General features: G+C 66.7%; 3 protein-coding genes and 1 pseudogene. All 4 read left to right on the top strand.

Annotation, left to right across the window (positions count from 1 at the left end; all coding sequences use genetic code 11):
- Positions 1-223 (top strand): hypothetical protein (locus VGD20_RS12390; protein ID WP_331134737.1); only part of this gene is annotated, 223 nt, incomplete at its 5' end.
- A gap of 265 nt (positions 224-488) precedes the next feature.
- Positions 489-1,100, top strand: a complete 612-nt coding sequence (locus VGD20_RS12385; protein WP_331134736.1) for a hypothetical protein — start codon at positions 489-491, stop codon at positions 1,098-1,100.
- A gap of 142 nt (positions 1,101-1,242) precedes the next feature.
- Positions 1,243-1,977 (top strand): response regulator, encoded by a 735-nt coding sequence (locus VGD20_RS12380; RefSeq protein ID WP_331134735.1) that lies wholly within the window; start codon positions 1,243-1,245, stop codon positions 1,975-1,977.
- Positions 1,974-2,120: pseudogene (locus VGD20_RS12375) on the top strand (two-component sensor histidine kinase); the annotation flags it as partial. The gene VGD20_RS12380 and the pseudogene VGD20_RS12375, both read left to right, overlap by 4 nt.

Raw genomic sequence — 2,120 nt, 5'->3', positions numbered from 1 at the left:
AAAAACAGCAGTCTCTCTGGCCGCCCTTTCTGTCGTTGCGGCGCCCGTTGCGGCGTCGGCGGCGCCGGTCGTCGGCGAAACCCGCGTCGGTTCGCCCATTGCGGGGCAAAGCGAGCTGGAAGGCAATTCCAGCTGGATCATCGGCCTGATCGGTCTGTTGGCCGGTGTCGGCGCGATCATATTGATCGCCAGCGATGACGATGACGCGCCCGTAAGTCCCTAACGGCGCGAAGGGCGCCCGGCGCCCGGCGACGAATCCTTCCCTTTGCCTTGCCCCTGAACGGCCGAACAGATTGGCCGTTCAGGGGCAAGGCATTGACATATCTGCTGCCCGCGCCGCTTGCCGCCAAATGAACGGCGCGGTGGTTCTGCGACATGTTGCGACAATTTTTGTTCGATCCGGCAATTGGTTGGGACAAATGCAGCCTAGACCGCCGTCATCGGGATCCGGGCCTTTCCCCGGATGATCCCATGAAGGAGTTCGTTACATGAAGAAAATCACTCTTTTGGCCTTGGGCGCTGCGCTGATCGCCGTTCCGGCTCTCGCCGCTCCCGGCGGCGCTGCCAAGGGCGACGCCGACGGCAATGGCGTGCTGACCCGCACCGAGGCGCAGGCGGCCGCGACCGCGCGCTTTGCCAAGATGGACGTCAACAAGGACGGCAAGCTCGACGCCGCCGACCGCGCCGCCCGGCAGGCCGAAATGCAGGCGAAGCGCTTTGCGTCGCTCGACGCCAATTCGGACGGCAGCGTCAGCAAGGCCGAATGGGACCAGCATGGTGCCGACCGCGCCGCGAAGCGTGCCGAACGCAAGGAACAGCGCGCCGCTGCGGGTGGAGCCGAAGGCAAGCGCGACGGAATGCGCGGCCATCGCGGCAAGCGCGGCGGGCACCATGGCATGGGTGGCCGCATGATGGGCAAGGCCGATACCAACGGCGACAAGGCCATCAGCGAGGCCGAGTTCCAGACCGCGGCGCTCGCACGCTTCGACGCCGCCGATGCGAACAAGGATGGTCAGGTGACCGCCGAGGAACGGCAGGCGCAGCGCGGCGCATGGCGCGCGAAGCGCGGTGCCGCTCCGGCCGCTCCCGCGAACCAGTAAGCCATTTGGCAGGGACCCGGCGGCAAAACGCAGGGCCTTCCTCCCCCTCCCGGCATTGCCTTTGTTGCCGGTCCCTGCCAGCTATCGCCCATCGGCCCCTGCGGCCGGTGGGCGAACTAGCATCCTTTTTGACGGAAATCCGATGACCGATAGCGACACGCCCCGCATCCTGCTGATCGACGACGAACCGTCGATCCGGGAGCCGCTGGGTGAATATCTGACCGCGCAGGGCTTCGCCGTCACCGACGCCGCGAGCGCCGCCGAAGCGCGATCGGTGCTGCGCGCGCAGGGCATCGACCTGGTAGTCAGCGACATCATGATGCCCGGCGAGGATGGCCTGTCGCTGACCCGTCATTTGCGCGAGACGAGCAGCATCCCTGTCATCCTGCTGACCGCGCGGGCCGAGGATACCGAACGGATCGTCGGACTGGAAATCGGTGCCGACGATTATGTGGTCAAACCCTTTAACCCGCGCGAGCTCGTTGCGCGTATCCGCACCGTATTGCGCCGGACGCAGCAGGGTGGCCGGGCGCTCGATCCGGGCGGCACCGCTTACGCCTTTGGCGACTGGGTGCTGCGCGAGGTCGAACGCGTGCTGGTCGATGGCGAGGGCAACGAGGTCGCGTTGTCGTCGGGCGAATATCATCTGCTCCATGCGCTGGTGCGTCATCCGCGGCAGGTGATGAGCCGCGACCGGCTGCTCGACATGGTGCGCGGGCGCGAGGCCGATATTTTCGATCGCGCGATCGACAATCTGGTCAGCCGCCTCCGCAAGAAGATCGAGGTCGACGCCGCGCATCCGCAGATCGTCAAGACGGTGTGGGGCGGGGGCTATACGCTGGCCTGCGAAGTCAAGCGGATCGGGCCCGCGGCGTGAAGCTGCGCCTGTGGCCCAAGAGCCTGATCGGCCAGCTCGTCTTCGCCGTCGCGGTGATGCTGTTCGTCGCGCAGGCGATCAATTTCGTGCTGCTGTCGCGCGGGATGCGGCAGCAGGCGCTGGCGCACGGCGGCGGCATGGCC

Source organism: Sphingopyxis sp., assembly GCF_036402335.1.
In the GTDB taxonomy this organism is placed as follows: Bacteria; Pseudomonadota; Alphaproteobacteria; order Sphingomonadales; family Sphingomonadaceae; genus Sphingopyxis.
Note: the sequence above shows the minus strand (reverse complement) of the source record. Positions and strands in the feature narration are given on the sequence as shown.

Excerpts from the sequence above, each read along its gene's own strand:
- VGD20_RS12385 (WP_331134736.1), top strand. The coding sequence starts at position 489 with ATGAAGAAAATCACTCTTTTGGCCTTGGGCGCTGCGCTGATCGCCGTT.
- VGD20_RS12380 (WP_331134735.1), top strand. The coding sequence starts at position 1,243 with ATGACCGATAGCGACACGCCCCGCATCCTGCTGATCGACGACGAACCG.